A 16,684-nucleotide genomic window follows, 5' to 3' on the forward strand; every position below is an offset into this window, starting at 1 on the left:
CGGCCAGCGGGCCGCTTTTCTCTTCTGGCGGGGTTCCCTGCGCATTGCGCTCAGGTGTGGCGGCCAGATCCACCCTGAGCCTTGTTCCACTCAGAAGCAGGAAGCGGCCCGAAGGCCGCTCTCTGCTTAGTTGAAGCGCGCGTCGCGATCGGAGGTCAGGTCATAGAGCTGGTACTTACGACCCAGCATCTGACCGCCATCACGCGTCAGCGGCACCCAGTTCACCTGCGCACGGCCACGGGTCGGCGTCACGGTGAAGAGGTCCATCGGGATGGAGATGTAGAAGCCTTTGGTGAAGTCGCCTTCACCATACTCTTCAGACGAGACGTTGGTTTTGGTGGCATACACGCCGACCATCACGCCGCTGTCGAAGCGCTTCGACACATCGACCGTCACGCCTTTATCTTTCGCCAGATACTGACCGACGCTGGTCTTCACCAGCACATCCTGCATGAACCACGGACGCCAGTAAGCGGTCAGGTTGCCGGTGGCCGCTTTGTAGCGGTTAAACTGCATCATATTGTCCCAGTCACGCTGACGGACGTAGTTGGCATCAACGCCCACCGCCCAGTTAGCATCGACCGGACGATAGAGCAGCTCGCCGCCCACGCCACCATACATCGTCTCCAGATATCCGCCGTAAAGCTGACCATAGAAGCCGTTACCGAGGTGGCCCATATAGTTTGCCTGCAGATCGTTGACGTAGACGTTGTTCTCAACGTAGTCGCGGATGTGGGTACGCACGCGAGGCAGCGTGGAGTCCGCCGGCGCGCCGTTGTAGTTGAACTTATCGTAGTTGTTGGCGAGGTTGCCAAACAGGCTACCGCCCACCAGCAGGTGATCCGTCAGCCAGTAATCGACGTTGCCCATGACGCCGACCTGATACATGTAGAAGCTTTCCGGTCCGCCTACCGACTGATTCAGCACCGGCGACAGGCTGTAGTTCAGGCGATCTTTGCGGATGAACATGCCCTGTTCTGTGTTACCCGGATCGACCGGCTCTTTGCGAACCTGCTGCAGCGGCTGCTCATGACCCAGCGGATAGCCTTCCAGCTCTTTACGCAGGCTGGCGACATTCGTCTCCGTGGTCACCTGCGGCATGTTAAAGCGCGACTCGGTGACATTGATGGTGTCGATGCCGTCAGGCAGGTGGTTCATGATGATGCGGTTAGCGCGATCGACGCCTTCGCGGGTGTCACGATACTTTGTCTGCTCGCCTGACACATAGAGCGTGTGGCCCTGCGTCTGAATACGCGGGCCATCCAGCCCGGCATTCTCTTTCAGCGCGACCAGCTGATCGCCCACTACGGTTGTCTCCAGCAGGGCCGGTTGCGGCTGCGGCTGATAAGCAGGCTTCGCCCTGTCGATATGCGACTGGCGCAGGTCGTTAAAGTTGGTGCGGAAGGTCACGCCGAACATAAAGGTGTTGCCGCGTTCGTAGCTGGCGTTGATGTCCGCCCAGTCAGTTACGCGGTAGATCGCGCCGACGTTGAGCTTACTCCGCTGATCCAGTCGTCCCGCGAAGTCATTCTGGTAGTCGTTGCCTTCATACTCCATTTTAAGGCGCAGCGGCTGCCACGGCGTCTGATACTCCACGCCGCCAAAAAAGGCCGTCGGACCGTGGAACATCTGCGAACCGTTGATGGAACCGGCTTCGCCCACCCGTGGCCGCTGGCAGTAGCTGTCGCTGTAGGAACAGAAGGGGTTCTTCACGGTGCCGCTGTTGCCGAGATAGCCCCAGCCCAGCCCCAGAGTAAAGTCGAACGGCCCCCAGGCTTTGGTCGCGACCAGATATTCGCTGTCGAACAGGCCGGTGCCGCCGAGATCGCGGGTACCCACCGCCACTTCCGGCAGCCAGAACCCCTCCTGCCACAGGCGGAGTTTCAGGTCGAACGCTTTGTCTTTATAGCTCTGGGTGCCGCTGAACTCTGACACCGCACTGTACTGACGGGTCCGCACGTCGGTATACCGCACGGTCGTCTCCAGCCACGGAAAGAGCTGCAGCGAGGCGGAGTAGTAGCGGTACTGGTCGTTGTCGCGCGCATTGAGGCTGAACTCGCCCTCTCTGGCCATGCGTGCCGTCGGCACCTGCATCAGGCCCACACCGCCAAAATCGGATTGTGACGGGCCCACCGGTGCGGGCCAGGTGTCCGCCTGCGCCTGACAGGCCGCCGCCACAGAAACAGCCAGCAGGCTGAAGAGATAACGTTTTTTCATCAGTCTGGTATCCGGTGAGTCAGTACGGAGAGGATGCGGTCATTGAGATCGTTGTTGCTGCCTGGCAGGCTCCATGAGGAGAAGCCGAGCCAGATCACGCTGCCGGGTTCCACTTCCGCGTGACGATGATTCCAGTACGCGACGGGCACCTGCTGTGTGGCTCCCGATGGCGCAATCACCGTAACAAAATTGCGTTCTGCCCCGGAGAGTGCCTCATGCCCCTCCAGATAGTCGCGTACCGACTTGCCTGGCTGCCAGCTTACTTTGCCTGCGCCGCGCAGTGCGCCGAGCAGCAGCACGGCGTCGGACGGAGCCTGCAGCCAGAGGTCGTAGCTGCCCTCGAGCCGCCGGTTGTCTGCCGGATGCAGACGGATCCAGTCCGGGTCGAGCGAGGTGAACTGACGCCCTGTCACCCTGATGGCGCTGAGCTGGCGGATCACCTCATCGATGGCCGCGGCCCGCTCACCACTGCTGTCACTGCGCCAGGCACGTAACGCGCCCAGTGTCTGCTGATAGTGCTGCCGGGCGACGGCGGTGGCACCGCGCTCGGCAATAAAGGTGCTGCGCCAGTCCGTATTCACCTGCAGCGGAGGCAGTGTCACCAGCTGGGCGAGATCGGCGATCTGGCTCAGTTCAGCCTGTCCACCTTTGTGCGGCGCATGGACAGTAACCTGCGCAGCGGCCTGCGCGCCTGCGGTGCTGAACAGGCTCAGCCCGGCCAGCAAAAAAGTAATTTTTTTCATGATTTCGCCGGCTTCAGAATGGTGGTTTCAACAGGAAAGGCATCGGCCGCCAGCATCTGCTGGGCCTGCACCACATCGCCGCTGCTGTTATCGATCCAGAAGGTGTTTTCCCACTCACGGTGCAGGCTGTCGATGCTCACCTGCTCATGCCAGACGCGGCAGGGAATGCGGTTGCCCGCGACCGTCAGCACCGCGTCGGTGCCGCGCTGGAAGGTTGAACGCACGGTTGCGCCGCGCACCTTGCCCTGTTCAGTCCACTGCACGATGCGGGTCCAGCCTGCGCCGTTGCTGAGGTGCAGGGCGTTGGCGAGCGGATCCTGTTGCAGATTGCTGACGCTCAGCAGGTTATCGGTCAGGCCAAGGGTCTTCACCAGACGGCCGTGCTGTGTCACCAGCATCGCCTGATCCTGCGTCACCCATTTCTGCTGACCCTGCTCGTTGTAACCCAGCACCACAAAAATGCGCGGGCCGTTGTTCAGACGAGCGTAGAGACTGGCATAGGGGAGATTACTGACCTGTTGATCGGTGACGGTGACGTCGTCCGGACCGTTAACCGCCAGCAGCAACGTCTGTTCAAGACCTTTTTGCGTTTGTGTACAGGCCTGCAGCAGCAGGCAAGCGAGCAGCAGAGGAAGTTGGCGCACTGTGTGTCCCTGATAAGTCATGCCAAAGTAAAAATAACCACACAAACGTGTGGTTATGTTTAAAAGTGCTCTGCCCGTCAGCGCTGACAGCAACACGAAAAACTACGCTGCGCCGCTGAATCACCGTTGAGTGTTCAGCCTTGCCCGTGGGTCATCGGACTGCCATCAGACATCTGTCGGGCAGCCATCAACGAGTGGTGCTCGTCGTGGTTGTGGTTGTTGTACCGGTATTCGCACCGTCACCACCGCCAGAAGCGGCGATGCCGAGCCCGACCAGCGCGCCCAGTGCACCGATACCCACAGCGGTGGACGTGCCGGACGAGATGGCTCCCGCCTGCGCGCCTGCAGCAGTACCTGCTTCACCCGCTTCCTGTGGCGCAGCATAAGCGCCGGAAGAGACAGCAACGAGGATCAGGGCTGCACCGGCAACCATAGTTTTTTTCATAACAACGTTTCCTGCATTGAGTGAATGAAGGATCTCTGACCGGCAACCCGGATGATGCAGATAACCTGCGATCCGCGTGACGGACAGGCCCATTGCGGGCGCGTTCATTATAGGGCAACAAAATATCAGAGTTCAGTGCCATAAAAACCAGGGCAAATAGCGGGGCGCGAACGTGATTTAATGAGCAATATTGGCGATAACTGCTCTTTATATGGGAGGGTTTCGGGCGGATACCAGATATTTCGCTGTCTGCGAATCTGTTGCAAAGCGTAATGTTCTTTTTTATTTATATCTGGTACGGAATAAGAATAATCAGAATTTACTCAAAACGGCCTGAATTAAATAAGCTTATTAATCAAAGGATAACAGGCCGGTCCGCCACTTTTCAGGGCCATTTTAAACTGGGTATACGCCAGTTTCATCTGATCAGGTTCAGAATTATCTCAGGCTGTTTTAAGACTTTTCCCGCCTCGGACAGCGGCCGGAAAAGAATAAATGGCGTGTTCAGCGATAAAAACGGACAAAAAAAGGGCAGCGCGATGGCTGCCCTGTTCATTTAACGCCGATTAACGCCAGGACTTATAGCGGTTAATTAAGGCATTGGTGGAACTGTCGTGCGAAGTAACCTCGTCGTCGTTTTCCAGTTCCGGCAGAATGCGGTTCGCCAGCTGCTTACCTAATTCCACACCCCACTGATCGAAGGTGAAGATATTCAGGATAGCGCCCTGAGTGAAGATCTTATGCTCATACAGGGCAATCAGCGCGCCCAGGCTGTAAGGCGTAATCTCACGCAGCAGAATGGAGTTGGTCGGGCGGTTACCCTCAAATACCTTGAACGGCACGATATGGGCCACGGACTCAGCAGACTTACCGGCATCGGTAAACTCTTTCTCGACCACGTCGCGTGACTTACCAAACGCCAGCGCCTCGGTCTGGGCAAAGAAGTTTGAGAGCAGCTTCGGATGGTGATCTGCGAGCGCATTGTGGGTGATGGCGGGCGCGATAAAGTCACATGGGACCAGCTTGGTGCCCTGATGGATCAGCTGATAGAAGGCGTGCTGACCATTGGTGCCTGGTTCACCCCAGATGATAGGGCCGGTCTGGTAATCCACCGGATGACCGTCGCGATCCACATACTTACCGTTCGACTCCATATTGCCCTGCTGGAAGTAGGCAGCAAAGCGGTGCATGTACTGGTCGTAAGGCAGAATAGCTTCAGTTTCGGCACCGAAGAAATTGTTGTACCAGATGCCAATCAGCGCCAGCAGGATCGGCAGGTTCTGTTCCGCCGGGGCAGAGGCGAAGTGCTGGTCCATAGCGTGTGCGCCGCTCAGCAGCTGCTCAAAGTTGTCGAAGCCGATGGAGAGGATGATCGACAGGCCGATGGCTGACCAGAGTGAATAGCGGCCGCCCACCCAGTCCCAGAATTCAAACATGTTGTTCGTGTCGATACCAAATTCACCCACCGCTTTGGCGTTGGTTGACAGTGCCGCGAAGTGTTTAGCAACATGCTGCTGGTCACCGGCTGTCTTCAGGAACCAGTCGCGCGCGCTGTGGGCGTTGGTCATGGTTTCCAGGGTAGTGAAGGTCTTCGAGGCGACCAGGAACAGCGTGGTTTCCGGGCTGAGATCTTTCAGCGTTTCGGCGATGTGGGTGCCGTCAACGTTGGAGACAAAATGCATGTTCAGATGGTTTTTGTACGGGCGCAGCGCCTCGGTCACCATAAACGGACCCAGATCGGAGCCGCCGATGCCGATATTCACCACATCGGTGATCGGCTTACCGGTATAGCCTTTCCACTCGCCGCTGATGATACGTTCGGAGAAGGCTTTCATCTTCTCCAGCACCGCATTGACTTCCGGCATCACATCTTTGCCATCTACCAGAATCGGCGTATTGCTCCGGTTGCGCAGGGCGACGTGCAGCACCGCGCGATCTTCGGTACGGTTAATCTTCTCGCCGGAAAACATCGCGTGAATGGCACTGCTCAGATCGGTCTCTCTGGCCAGCGCCTGTAACTTATCGAGGGTGTCCTGGGTGATGCGGTTTTTGGAGAAATCCACCAGCATCTGATCATCAAAGGTGGCAGAGAATTTGGCAAAACGATCGGCATCCTGGGCGAACAGATCGGCGATTTCTACCGATTTCATCTGCTCAAAATGCTGTTGCAGCGCTTTCCAGGCTGCGGTTTGTGTCGGATTGATATTTTTCATGGCAACACTCTTGTTGATATTAAGAACCGTCATTCCATCGGAGGCAGATCCTGCCCATTTAGCGTTTCAGTATGACCACAGTTGTAACTGAAAGGAAAAATTTTGTCAGTGCCCGGCGGGCGGGCGCACGGAACAGCGGACGCTTATCGCCAGCATTAAGTGGTGCGAAGCGCCCAGCCCGACGCGGCAAAGTGTGCCGCGAAAGCGGGCATAAAACGTTGTGCATTATCAGGGATTACTGCACAGGCTGAACCCATTAAGCACTGTAGCCGCTGCGACAGAGGGTAATTTGTTTTCTGATGCGACATTCCGGGCCTCACTGGCGTTGACAGCAGGGCCAGAAAAGGCTAAATCTATGCGCCTACTTGCGCACCTGTGCGCAAGCCAGAAGAGGCGCGTCGCCCAGGCAGTGTGTTGGAGGAGCCGTATCCGGTGAAAACACATAATGGGGAGCGACGCCGAGGCGGTTCAGCACGCGGTGTGTTGTCTGTCGGCTACAGGGGCTGAATCCTCTGGGTTGTCACCAGAAACGTCTGCAGTCGACGTTTCGCAAGGTGGGGCGCTTCTGGGTGACTCGTCTACCCGATCTGGTCTGCCCGTTTCTGCTCTTTCCTTGTGCCTGGCTGAAAGAATGTTTCTCGACCCTTTCTGCGGCGAGAACAAGATAACCTGACACGAGGTCCTACATGTCTCAAACTCTGATTGTGGCAAAATTCGGCGGCACCAGCGTGGCCGATTTTGAAGCGATGAACCGCAGCGCCGATGTGGTTCTGCAGGACGCCAGCACGCGCCTGGTGGTGCTTTCCGCCTCGGCGGGCATTACCAATCTGCTGGTGGCGCTGGCCGAAGGCCAGCCGGCTGCCCAGCGCGCAACGCTGCTGGACGATATCCGCCGCATCCAGTACGCCATCGTTGATCGTCTGCAGCGTCCGGCGGTGATCCGCGAGGAAATCGATCGGATGATCGACAATATCAGCATGCTCTCCGAAGCCGCTTCGCTGGCCAACTCACACGCCCTGACCGATGAACTGGTCAGCCACGGCGAGCTGATGTCTACGCTGCTGTTTGTGGAAATTCTGCGTGAACGTCAGGTTAACGCCGAATGGTTTGATGTCCGCAAGGTGATGCGCACAGACGATCGCTTTGGCCGGGCCGCACCGGACGTCGCAGTGCTGGCGGAGCAGGCGACGACACAGCTGCAGCCGCGCATTGCACAGGCGCTGGTGGTGACACAGGGCTTTATTGGCAGCGAAAGTGAAGGGCGCACGACGACCCTGGGCCGTGGCGGCAGTGATTACACCGCCGCGCTGCTGGGCGAAGCCCTCCACGCCGCGCGGGTGGATATCTGGACCGATGTGCCGGGCATCTACACGACCGACCCACGCGTGGTGCCAACGGCAAAACGCATTGATGAGATTACGTTCGAAGAAGCCGCCGAAATGGCGACCTTCGGGGCGAAAGTGCTGCATCCGGCGACGCTGCTGCCTGCTGTCCGCCGCGGCATTCCGGTCTTCGTCGGCTCCAGCAAGGACCCGGCGGCGGGCGGCACCCGCGTCTGCAATGAAACCCGTAACCCGCCGCTGTTCCGTGCGCTGGCGCTGCGTCGCAAGCAGACGCTGCTCACGCTGCACAGTCTGAACATGCTGCACACCTTTGGGTTCCTCGCCGAACTCTTCGCGATTCTGGCGCGTCACAACGTCTCTGTTGATCTCATTACCACCTCCGAAGTGAGCGTGGCGCTGACGCTGGACACCACCGGCTCCACCTCAACCAGTGGCAGCCTGCTGACCCAGGCGCTGCTGACGGAACTCTCGTCGCTGTGCCGGGTTGAGGTGGAAGAAGATCTGGCGCTGGTGGCGATTATTGGTAACCAGCTGTCAAAAGCCTGCGGCGTTGGCAAAGAGGTGTTTGGTGTGCTGGATCCCTTCAACCTGCGGATGATCTGCTACGGTGCCAGCAGCTACAACCTCTGCTTCCTGGTGCCGGGCGATGACGCTGAAAGCGTGGTGCGGACGTTGCATCACAACCTGTTCGAGTAAAACGCCTTGCCCTCAGGCCGCGTTCGCGCGGCCTGAACCATGCCTGAGTGCCCGATTTTTGTCCGGTCCTTCCTCGTTGCAATAGTCTTAATAAAATAAGCAAAAACAATTTCTTAGATTACTCGTTGTCAAATGGCAACCCATTTCTTTGCGCATTTCGTGCACCTCCGTTGCGCTCCCCTTGCGCAGATTTATAATCCCGCCGCTGAATCAATTCACCCAAATTTAGGAAATATCATGAAAAGGTTAGTCGCAGAGGCGCTGGGTACGTTCGTACTGGTGGCGGGCGGTTGTGGGAGCGCCATTCTGGACGCGGCGTTCCCTGAGCTGGGCATCGGCTTCACGGGCGTGGCGCTGGCTTTCGGGCTGAGCGTGCTGGTCATGGCGTACGCGGTGGGGCATATCTCCGGCGGTCACTTTAATCCGGCGGTCACCCTGGGATTAGTGGCGGGCGGCCGTTTTCCGGCGTCACAGGCCATCCCCTATATTCTTGCGCAACTGGCGGGCGGCATCGCTGCGGGCGCAGTGCTCTATCTGATCGCCAGCGGCAAAGGTGACTTCAATGCCACGGTGAGTGGCTTCGCGGCAAATGGTTATGGCGAACATTCGCCAGGCGGCTTCAGCCTGCAGGCGGGCATGATCACTGAAGGGGTAATGACCGCTATCTTCCTGATTGTCATCATGGGCGCTACCAGCGAACGCGCGCCGAAAGGCTTCGCGCCTGTGGCGATTGGCCTGGCGTTAACCCTGATCCATCTGGTCAGCATTCCGGTAACCAACACCTCGGTGAATCCGGCCCGCAGCACCGCGGCCGCGCTGTTCCAGGGCGGCTGGGCGCTCTCTCAGCTCTGGATGTTCTGGTTGATGCCGGTTATCGGTGCAGTGATCGGTGGTTTGATCTACCGCGGTTTACAGGAATAAGCAGCGTAATTTCGTCGATATCCTGCGGATCGGCAGCAGTCGATCCGCATTTTCCCGCCTCGCCCGATCTTCGCCTTACGTCCCGATCCTGAGATGTTATGATCCCGCCCTCGTCACGGCAGTCGTTCCTGTCTGACGCTCCGACAGGGAAATCCTGCATAAAACATCACATTCTTATAAGGAAGTCTGGCTATGCTCGCCACCCTGACCCGCCTGTTCCCGCTCTGGGCCGTGTTGTTATCCGCCGCGGCGTATTACTCGCCAGTCACCTTTCTCGGCATCGGCCCCTGGGTCACCTATCTGCTGATGCTGATTATGTTCGGTATGGGGGTGACCCTGAATATCGATGATTTTAAACGGGTATTGATCCGGCCTGCGCCGGTGATCGCCGGCACCTTTCTGCACTATCTGGTCATGCCGCTCGCGGCCTGGGGACTGGCAAAACTATTCCATATGCCGCCCGATCTGGCCGCCGGCATGATCCTGGTGGGCAGCGTGGCCAGCGGCACCGCCAGCAACGTGATGATCTATCTGGCGAAAGGGGATGTGGCGCTGTCGGTGACCATCTCCTCGGTTTCGGCGCTGGTGGGGGTGTTCGCTACGCCGCTGCTGACCCGCTTCTACGTGGATACTCACATTCAGGTGGATGTGGCGGGTATGCTGCTGAGCATCGTGAAGATCGTCGTGATCCCGATTACCCTGGGATTGATCATTCATCACAGCATGAACAGCGTGGTTCGCCGGGTAGAGCCGTGGCTGCCTGCGTTTTCGATGATCTGTATTCTGCTGATCATCAGCGCGGTCGTTGCGGGCAGTCAGGGTTTTATCGGATCGGTAGGCCTGATGGTGATCGCGGCGGTGATCCTGCATAACGCGATCGGCCTGCTGGGCGGCTACTGGGGCGGTAAGCTGTTTGGCTTCGATGAATCCACCTGCCGCACCCTGGCGCTGGAAGTGGGTATGCAGAACTCCGGTCTGGCGGCAACGCTGGGCAAGCTCTACTTCTCGCCGCTGGCCGCTCTGCCGGGCGCGCTGTTCTCGGTGTGGCACAACCTCTCTGGCTCACTGCTGGCGGGCTACTGGTCGGGAAAAGCGATTAAGAAAAAGGCACCCTGACGTCGCAGGATAGCGGGGCGATCCCGGTTGCGCCAGACTCCGGCGCAACCGGCGGTTCAGGCTGCTCGCGGCCTATTCATAATCACGTTCATCGTCGGGCTGCTCCAGCACGGTGTAGGCCACGCTGCAGAACAGGGAGTTAAGACGCTTCATGTCGCCGAGCAGACCGAGATGCAGCGAACTGGTTTCGATGCTCTGCACGTTCTGCTGATGCAGCCGATCGACGTGCGCGTGCGAGTAGCGGCGGATCATCAGGCGGAAGCGGTGTTTTGCGCGGCGCAGACGTCTGGCGCTGGTGACATCGTGCGACAGAAACACCGACAGACTCATTCTGAGGTTAGCGAGTAACTGCTCCAGTAACCCCTCCAGCTCTTTTAATCCCTCGGCAGAGAAGGCACGGCCTGCCGCCAGTGATTTATCGGCAACATCGCCACTCATCCGTTCGATGATGTCCCCGGCCTGCTCCAGGTTCAGTGACATCTCGATAATCTCTCCCCAGCGGCGCGAATCCTCTTCGGGCAGATCCTCTTTCGGCATCCGTGCCAGATAGAGTTTGATGGCGGTATAGAGCACATCCACATCATCATCCAGCCGCCGGACCGTGCGCTCCTCGCGGGATTCGCCGTGCACCACCTTGCTGAAAGCCTCCAGCATCTGCTCCAGCACATCTCCGATGCGCAGCGCCTCGCGGGCAGCGTTCACCAGGGCCAGTGCGGGCGTGTCCAGCGCGCTGCGATCGAGGTGTCTGGGTTTGAGATGCAGCGTGGTGTCGATATCGTCGGCGATCAGGCGACGACAGAGACGCGCCATCTGGTCAGTCAGGGGCACCATCGCCACACAGCGGATCAGGTTGTAAAACACATGGAAGAAGATCACTAACTCTTCATCGTTAACCGGCAGCTTATCGAGCCAGTGCGCCACAATATCGACAAACGGCAGGACCAGGATGCAGCCGATGAATTTAAACAGCAGACTGCCAAGCGCCACGCGTTTGCCCGCCGCATTGGATCCGCTGGCGTTGATCATCGCCAGCAGGCCGCTGCCCAGATTGGCACCGATGACCAGACAGAGCGCCACCTTAAACGAGATCACGCCGGTGGCGGTCAGCGTAGCGGTGATCAGCACGGCGGCCAGGCTGGAGTAGCTGATGATGGCGAAGACCGCACCCAGCAGCGCATCAAGCATCACGTCACCGGTCAGGCTGGAGAAGAGGACCTGAACACCGGAAGCCTGGGTTATCGGACGCGCCGCCGCGACGATCAGCTGCAGCGCCAGCAGGATCAGACCCAGTCCGATGCTGGCGCGGCCCAGCTGACCAGCGCGCGTCTGCTTGCGGCTGAGGAAAAAGACCACGCCAAAAAAGATAAACAGCGGTGAGAGCCAGGAGAGATCAAACGTCAGGATACGCGCCATGATCGCGGTGCCAACGTCGGCGCCCAGAATCACCACCAGCGCGGGCGTCAGGCTGACCAGATTCTGCGCCACAAAGGAGGTGACCAGTAAGGTAGTGGCATTGCTGCTCTGCACCAGTGTGGTCACGCCAATGCCCGCCAGAAAAGCCATGGGTTTTTTTTCGATGCTGCGGCTCAGGACCCGCCGCAGATCCGCGCCGTAGACCCGCATGATACCGGTTCGTACAATGTGGGTGCCCCAGACCAGCAGGGCTACGGCAGAGAGCAGATTAAGCAGAGTTAACACGGGGCATCGCTCCTCGTTCGTCAGGCGCAAAGCACAGACTGCCAGCCTGACGGGAAGCGCAATCTGCGAAGGGGGATTGCCGCGCTGTGCGTGATTTTTTCCTGTGTTTTAAGCCACCTGGCGCAAAGTCGACATCTCCAATTGTAGACCAATCTGACTGCCCGCGGGATGCAAATCGGCCGCCGAGCGGTTCAGCACATCCACCGAAAGTTCGACCCCGTTTGCCCGGATACGGTAGCGGATGACGTTGCCCAGCAGGCTGTGGCTGAGGATTTCAGCCGCTATTCCCTCGCCCGGTGCGGTAAACCGCATCGACTCAGGGCGGATGGCAACCTGGCTGCTGAAAGGCTGGCCGGTCAGCCGCGTTGCCTCTCCGGCGCTCAGCAGGTTGTAGTTGCCGATAAACCCGGCGGCAAAAAGATCGACCGGCTGAGTGTAAAGCGCCTCCGCATCGCCGTTCTGCACGATTTTTCCGCGATTCATCAGCACGATGCGGTCGGAGAGCGTCAGCGCCTCCTCCTGATCGTGCGTGACGAAGAGGGTAGTCAGTTTCAGCTCGCGCTGAATACGCCGGATCTGATCGCGCAGGTGGCGTCGAATGCGCGCGTCCAGCGCCGACAGCGGCTCATCCAGCAGCAGCAGACGCGGGCGCGTCACCAGCGACCGCGCCAGCGCCACGCGCTGACACTGCCCGCCCGAAAGCTGATGCGGATAGCGGCGTGCATAGTCGCTGAGTTCTGCCAGCTCCAGCACCTCCATCACCCGCTGGCGGATCTGCGCCCCGGGCAGTTTCTGCATCTTCAGGCCGAACGCGACGTTCTTCTCCACCGTCATGTTAGGAAACAGCGCATAGCTCTGAAACACCATGCCGATCGCCCGCTTCTGCGGAGCCAGCGGCACGATATCTTTGCCCTCCAGCCGGATCTCGCCGCTGTCGACGCCGGTCAGGCCCGCCAGGCAGCGCAGCAGCGTCGATTTGCCGCAGCCGCTCGGGCCCAGCAGGGTAACAAATTCCCCTTCTGCGGCACTGAAATCGATCTGCTCAAAAATGGGTGTGGGACCATAGGACTTATTCAGCTCTCTGACTTCCAGATAACTCATATTCAGCCTCGCTCAGGATTCAGGGCGTTAGCCAGCCAGGTGACCAGCAGCACCACGACGAAATAGGAGATCACCAGCGCGCTGGTGAAGTGGCCGCTGCCGTTGCGCATGTTGAAGAGGTAAACCTGCAGGGTTTCATAGCGGTTGCCGACCAGAATATTGGCGAAGACAAACTCGCCGATCAGAAAGGAGAACGAGAGCAGTACGGCAATCAGCATCCCTTTGCGCAGATTGGGCAGCACGACCCACAGCGCCGCCTGCCAGGTGCTGGCCCCCAGCAGCTGTGCGGCATCGATCAGCTCTTTGAGGTTGATCGTCTGCATATTATTTGCCAGCGCCCGATAGATAAAGGGCAGCGCGATAGTGAAATAGCAGCCGATTAAGATCCAGGGTGTGCCGGTCAGCATCAGCGGGGAGGCGGAGTAAAGTTGCAGCAGTCCTACAGAGGAGACGACGGGGGGCACGGCGAAGGGCATCAGGATCAGCACATTCATCACCGCATCCAGCCGGGGATAATAGTAAGCGATCACAAACATGGCAGGCAGCATCAGCACCAGCGAGAAGAGCAGCGCGCCGAAACAGATCAGCAGAGAGTGCCCCAGCGCCGTCAGAAAGCGCGGGTCGCTCCAGAGCTGGATGAACCACTTCAGGCTATAGCCCTGCGGCAGAATGGTGTTGCTCCAGTCGGATGAGAGCGCATAGAGCAGCGTTGCCAGCAGCGGCAGCGCCAGCAGGGTAAAAAGCAGCCCGACCATGATGCGGTGATAGAGGTGTTCGGCGCGTGACATGGCGGCTCCTTTCATGGCTGCTTCGCATTGAGATAGCTGCGGCGCACCAGATATTGCTGCACCAGGGTGATCAGCGCCATGATCGCCACCAGCAGCATGGCCAGCGCGCTGCCGGTGTCAGGGTCCAGCGAAATATCGCCGGAGACCAGCGCGGCAATGCGCACCGGCACCACGTTAAAGTTGCCGGTGGTCAGGGCGTATATCGTGGCATAGGCGCCCAGCGCATTCGCCAGCAGGATGACAAACGTCCCGATCAGCGCCGGAAAGAGAATCGGCAGGCCGATGTGCCACCCGTAGCGCCAGCGGCTGGCACCCAGCAGCGCCGCCGATTCCTGCCACTCCTTCTTCAGTCCGTCGAACGCCGGATAGAGCAGCAGTACGCCAAGCGGGATCTGGAACCAGGTGTAAACCAGCACCATGCCGTTGCGCGAAAAGAGCCGGAAGCTCTCAATCACACCATAGTGGCGCAGCAGCAGCGTCAGGCAGCCGTTCAGCCCCAGCAGGATCACAAAGGCGAAGGCGAGTGGCACCCCGGCAAAGTTGCTGGTCATGTTGGTAAAGGAGAGCAGAAAACGCTGCAGCCGCCCGCCGCCGAGCTGATGCAGTGAATAGCCGGTCACCAGCGCAATCAGTAATCCATACAGGCTTGACCAGAACGAGATATCCAGCGAAAAGCGGAACGCCTGCTGATAGAAGGGCGAGGTCAGGATATCCCGATAGTTATCCCAGCCCCACTGGCTGTTCATCTCACTCCAGAAGCTGTTGATGGCGATCCACAGCAGCGGGGCCAGCTGAAAGGCGACCCAGAACAGGGTGAAAGGCAGCAGCAGCAATAGCGCGATCCCTTTGCCTTTCATCGTGGCCACTCCGCCAGCAGTCCGCGACAGACCGGCTTATCATGCGCGACCGCCAGCAGCTCGCACAGGGTGCCGCAGAGGTCGGTCTGCTGCGGCGCAAGGTCCGGCTGTAGCGAGAACGCGCGGCCAAAGACAAACAGCGGCACGGTGGTCTCCTCCGGCAGGATCCCGCCGTGGGAGCGGTCGTCGTTCATGCCGTGATCAGCCGTGACCATCACCTGATAGCCTTCCGCCAGCCACGAAGGCATCCACTGCGACAGCAGGCCGTCGGCGATGCGCGCCCGGTTGCGATACTGGGGCGAGCAGAGCCCCGACTTATGCCCGGCATCGTCGATGTTCATCGGGTGGATCAGCAGAAAATCGGGATCGTGACGCAGCCGCAGACTCTCTGCATCTTCAAACAGATGCGAGTCGGGATAGCTGTCGTCAGAGTAAAAATGGCCATACTGAATGGGCAGGTCCGGCGCGTCGGTGTGACGGTCGCGCGCCGGAACGAACGGGGTCCGGTTATAGAGCTCACTTACCCAGTGGTAGGCGGCCGCCGCCGTCGTCAGTCCGGCGGCCCGCGCAAAGTGAAATACGCTGCGTTCGCGACTCAACCGGCTGACGCCATTATGAATAATGCCGCTTCTGACCGGCGGAACACCAGTCAGAATGCACTCATAAAGCGGGCGCGACAGTGACGGCAGCTCACAGGTCATACGGTAATAGAAGCCGTTGCCCTGCGAACATTCGGCATGCAGATAACCCATTGCATGTTGCGCCACCTGATTGCTCAGGCCGTCCAGCACCACCAGGATCGTTTTCATTCCGTTCTCCCCGCCAGCGGCTACTGCTGCATGTTGATGATGACGTTTTCCTGCCACAGGCGCGGCAGCATTTTCGACGATTTATCCCATGCAGTCTGGTCCTTAACCGGACGGGCGTTTTTATATTCCGATTGCGGTAGCAGGCGAGCCTGAACGTCCGCCGGCAGCGTCAGATGCTCAGCACGGATCGGGCGGGCATAGCCCTTCGCCAGGTTGATCTGCCCCTGATCGGAGAAGATATATTCGCGGGTCAGTTTCGCGGCGTTTGGGTGTTTTGCATATTTGTTGATAAGGGTGGTGTAGCCGGAGGTCACTGAACCGTCAGAGGGGATCACCACTTCATAGCGATTTTTGTCGATCTGGTCACGGTAGTTCAGGGCGTTGAAGTCCCATACGACCGCCATCTGCACTTCACCCTTTTCGATGTTAGCGATCACCGGATCGGTCACGCCAAGACGTCCCTGTTTTGCCAAATCCGCAAAGAAGGCCAGCGCCGGTTTCAGGTTCTTCTCATCGCCGCCCAGCGCGTAGTTTGCCGCCAGTACGCCGTTAGCCGCCTGAGCTGCCACGCCGACGTCGCCGATAGTAACCACATACTTACCTTTCTTCAGATCGGCCCAGCTGTGGGGAATATCTTTGACCTGCTGCTTGTCGATCAGAAAGGCAATGGTGCCGGTATAGGCCAGCGCCCAGTGTCCCTCTTTATCTTTGGCCCAGTCCGGGATCTGATCCCAGTGGGTGGGTTTGTAGGGCTGGGTCACGCCTTTAGCCACGGCAATGGGACCAAAGGCGGCACCGACGTCACCGATATCAGCACTGGCGTTCTCTTTCTCCGCCTCGAACTTGGCCAGCTCCTGAGCCGACGACATATCCGTGTCGCTGTGCTTCAGGCCATATTTGCTGCTGATGTCCTGCCAGGTCTCTTTCCAGTTGGCCCAGCTGTCCGGCATCCCGACGCTGTTGACCTGACCTTCACTGCGTGCGGCTTTTTCCAGCGCGGCAGGGTCGTTATCGGCGGCCTGCGCAACGGGCAGGGTAAGCACAACAGCACTGGCTACTACAGAGGCGATAAACGCTTTCATCTCAGTTGCTC

14 protein-coding genes and 1 riboswitch are annotated in these 16,684 nt (G+C 59.0%); of the genes, 3 read left to right on the top strand and 11 right to left on the bottom strand.

All coding sequences use genetic code 11. The annotated features are described in order from the left end of the window. Positions 1-126 precede the first annotated feature (126 nt). The 5 genes from AB1748_RS03175 to pgi form a co-directional block, all read right to left on the bottom strand. A complete protein-coding gene (locus AB1748_RS03175) occupies positions 127-2,217 on the bottom strand; it encodes a YjbH domain-containing protein (protein ID WP_367395999.1) in 2,091 nt (696 codons plus the stop codon). Next, positions 2,217-2,960 (bottom strand): capsule biosynthesis GfcC family protein, encoded by a 744-nt coding sequence (locus tag AB1748_RS03180; protein ID WP_293774310.1) that lies wholly within the window; start codon positions 2,958-2,960, stop codon positions 2,217-2,219. The genes AB1748_RS03175 and AB1748_RS03180 overlap by 1 nt, the downstream gene beginning before the upstream one ends. Continuing rightward, positions 2,957-3,604 carry a YjbF family lipoprotein gene (locus AB1748_RS03185; RefSeq protein ID WP_367396000.1) on the bottom strand — a complete coding sequence of 216 codons (648 nt, stop codon included), beginning with the start codon at positions 3,602-3,604 and terminating at the stop codon, positions 2,957-2,959. The genes AB1748_RS03180 and AB1748_RS03185 overlap by 4 nt, the downstream gene beginning before the upstream one ends. A 187-nt stretch (positions 3,605-3,791) precedes the next feature. Continuing rightward, positions 3,792-4,049 carry an exopolysaccharide production protein YjbE gene (gene yjbE / locus AB1748_RS03190; RefSeq protein WP_111142061.1) on the bottom strand — a complete coding sequence of 86 codons (258 nt, stop codon included), beginning with the start codon at positions 4,047-4,049 and terminating at the stop codon, positions 3,792-3,794. A gap of 566 nt (positions 4,050-4,615) precedes the next feature. Then, on the bottom strand, positions 4,616-6,262 hold the full coding sequence (pgi, locus tag AB1748_RS03195) for a glucose-6-phosphate isomerase (protein WP_367396001.1): 1,647 nt from the start codon (positions 6,260-6,262) through the stop codon (positions 4,616-4,618). A 380-nt stretch (positions 6,263-6,642) separates the two neighbouring features. Beyond that, positions 6,643-6,835: riboswitch (Lysine riboswitch) on the top strand. 113 nt (positions 6,836-6,948) lie between these two features. Here pgi and lysC point away from each other — a divergent pair. The 3 genes from lysC (at position 6,949) to panS (ending at position 10,338) form a co-directional block, all read left to right on the top strand. Continuing rightward, positions 6,949-8,301: a lysine-sensitive aspartokinase 3 gene (gene lysC, locus AB1748_RS03200; RefSeq protein WP_367396002.1), complete on the top strand. Its 1,353-nt coding sequence runs from the start codon at positions 6,949-6,951 to the stop codon at positions 8,299-8,301. Between the two features lie 234 nt (positions 8,302-8,535). Next, complete coding sequence (aqpZ, locus tag AB1748_RS03205) at positions 8,536-9,222, top strand: aquaporin Z (protein WP_304598438.1); 687 nt, start codon at positions 8,536-8,538, stop codon at positions 9,220-9,222. 192 nt (positions 9,223-9,414) lie between these two features. Further along, on the top strand, positions 9,415-10,338 hold the full coding sequence (gene panS / locus AB1748_RS03210) for a ketopantoate/pantoate/pantothenate transporter PanS (protein WP_367396003.1): 924 nt from the start codon (positions 9,415-9,417) through the stop codon (positions 10,336-10,338). A gap of 72 nt (positions 10,339-10,410) precedes the next feature. On the opposite strand, the gene AB1748_RS03215 is transcribed toward panS, so the two are convergent. From AB1748_RS03215 to AB1748_RS03240, 6 genes are all read right to left on the bottom strand, one after another. After that, a complete protein-coding gene (locus tag AB1748_RS03215) occupies positions 10,411-12,036 on the bottom strand; it encodes a Na/Pi cotransporter family protein (RefSeq protein WP_111141931.1) in 1,626 nt (541 codons plus the stop codon). Positions 12,037-12,144: 108 nt separating this feature from the next. Next, on the bottom strand, positions 12,145-13,137 hold the full coding sequence (locus tag AB1748_RS03220) for an ABC transporter ATP-binding protein (protein WP_111141933.1): 993 nt from the start codon (positions 13,135-13,137) through the stop codon (positions 12,145-12,147). 2 nt (positions 13,138-13,139) lie between these two features. Further along, positions 13,140-13,925, bottom strand: coding sequence for an ABC transporter permease (locus AB1748_RS03225; RefSeq protein WP_111141935.1), 786 nt, complete (start codon positions 13,923-13,925; stop codon positions 13,140-13,142). A gap of 11 nt (positions 13,926-13,936) precedes the next feature. After that, a complete protein-coding gene (locus AB1748_RS03230; RefSeq protein ID WP_111141937.1) occupies positions 13,937-14,782 on the bottom strand; it encodes an ABC transporter permease subunit in 846 nt (281 codons plus the stop codon). Then, a complete protein-coding gene (locus tag AB1748_RS03235) occupies positions 14,779-15,591 on the bottom strand; it encodes an alkaline phosphatase family protein (protein ID WP_111141939.1) in 813 nt (270 codons plus the stop codon). The genes AB1748_RS03230 and AB1748_RS03235 overlap by 4 nt, the downstream gene beginning before the upstream one ends. A 20-nt stretch (positions 15,592-15,611) precedes the next feature. After that, on the bottom strand, positions 15,612-16,673 hold the full coding sequence (locus tag AB1748_RS03240; RefSeq protein WP_111141941.1) for an ABC transporter substrate-binding protein: 1,062 nt from the start codon (positions 16,671-16,673) through the stop codon (positions 15,612-15,614). Positions 16,674-16,684 lie beyond the last annotated feature (11 nt).

This window comes from Pantoea sp. Ep11b, assembly GCF_040783975.1.
Lineage (GTDB): Bacteria > Pseudomonadota > Gammaproteobacteria > Enterobacterales > Enterobacteriaceae > Pantoea.

Excerpts from the sequence above, each read along its gene's own strand:
- AB1748_RS03175 (WP_367395999.1), bottom strand. The coding sequence starts at position 2,217 with ATGAAAAAACGTTATCTCTTCAGCCTGCTGGCTGTTTCTGTGGCGGCG.
- AB1748_RS03180 (WP_293774310.1), bottom strand. The coding sequence starts at position 2,960 with ATGAAAAAAATTACTTTTTTGCTGGCCGGGCTGAGCCTGTTCAGCACC.
- yjbE (WP_111142061.1), bottom strand. The coding sequence starts at position 4,049 with ATGAAAAAAACTATGGTTGCCGGTGCAGCCCTGATCCTCGTTGCTGTC.
- pgi (WP_367396001.1), bottom strand. The coding sequence starts at position 6,262 with ATGAAAAATATCAATCCGACACAAACCGCAGCCTGGAAAGCGCTGCAA.
- lysC (WP_367396002.1), top strand. The coding sequence starts at position 6,949 with ATGTCTCAAACTCTGATTGTGGCAAAATTCGGCGGCACCAGCGTGGCC.
- panS (WP_367396003.1), top strand. The coding sequence starts at position 9,415 with ATGCTCGCCACCCTGACCCGCCTGTTCCCGCTCTGGGCCGTGTTGTTA.
- AB1748_RS03220 (WP_111141933.1), bottom strand. The coding sequence starts at position 13,137 with ATGAGTTATCTGGAAGTCAGAGAGCTGAATAAGTCCTATGGTCCCACA.
- AB1748_RS03225 (WP_111141935.1), bottom strand. The coding sequence starts at position 13,925 with ATGTCACGCGCCGAACACCTCTATCACCGCATCATGGTCGGGCTGCTT.
- AB1748_RS03230 (WP_111141937.1), bottom strand. The coding sequence starts at position 14,782 with ATGAAAGGCAAAGGGATCGCGCTATTGCTGCTGCTGCCTTTCACCCTG.
- AB1748_RS03235 (WP_111141939.1), bottom strand. The coding sequence starts at position 15,591 with ATGAAAACGATCCTGGTGGTGCTGGACGGCCTGAGCAATCAGGTGGCG.
- AB1748_RS03240 (WP_111141941.1), bottom strand. The coding sequence starts at position 16,673 with ATGAAAGCGTTTATCGCCTCTGTAGTAGCCAGTGCTGTTGTGCTTACC.